1 protein-coding gene is annotated in these 673 nt (G+C 70.4%); it reads right to left on the bottom strand.

From position 1 onward, the window contains the following. The coding region (locus tag ACFPCV_RS38475; protein ID WP_378062473.1) for an FG-GAP repeat domain-containing protein at nucleotides 1-673 on the bottom strand (673 nt) is incomplete at both ends.

Consider the following 673-nt stretch of genomic DNA (forward strand, 5'->3'; position numbering starts at 1 on the left):
CGCCGCCGGGGTTGGTGGCGCGGTTGTTCGGGTAGTACCAGAGGGTGCCGTCGGGCTTGCGTGCGAACATGTCGGCGCTGCCGTCGCCGGAGAGGTCGGCGGCATTGATGATGTCGAACAGGTGGAAGCTGGCGCCGATCTGGGTTCCGCTGCCCGCGAAGGGGACGCCGCCGGGGTTGGTGGCGCGGTTGTTCGGGTAGTACCAGAGGGTGCCGTCGGGCTTGCGTGCGATCAGGTCCGCGTTGCCGTCGCCGGAGAGGTCGGCGCCGTCGACCCAGTCGAACACGCCGAAACCCGAGCCGATCTGGGTGCCGCTGCCGTTGAAGGGATCGCCACCGGCGGTGCCGCCGTTGCCGTAGTACCAGAGGGTGCCGTCGGGCTTGCGTGCCAGCAGGTCGGCGCGACCGTCGCCGTTGATGTCCGCGGCGTCGAGCTGGTTGAAGTTCTGGAAGCCGTGTCCGATCTGGGTTCCGCTGCCCGCGAAGGGGACGCCGCCGGGGTTGGTGGCGCGGTTGTTCGGGTAGTACCAGAGGGTGCCGTCGGGCTTGCGTGCGATCAGGTCGGCGCTGCCGTCGCCGGAGAGGTCGGCGCCGTCGACCCAGTCGAACACGCCGAACCCGCTGCCGATCTGCGTGCCCGCCCCGTTGAAGGGGTCACCGCTGGCGGTGCCGCC

The sequence above is a fragment of the Actinophytocola glycyrrhizae genome (assembly GCF_042653545.1).
GTDB lineage: Bacteria > Actinomycetota > Actinomycetes > Mycobacteriales > Pseudonocardiaceae > Actinophytocola > Actinophytocola glycyrrhizae.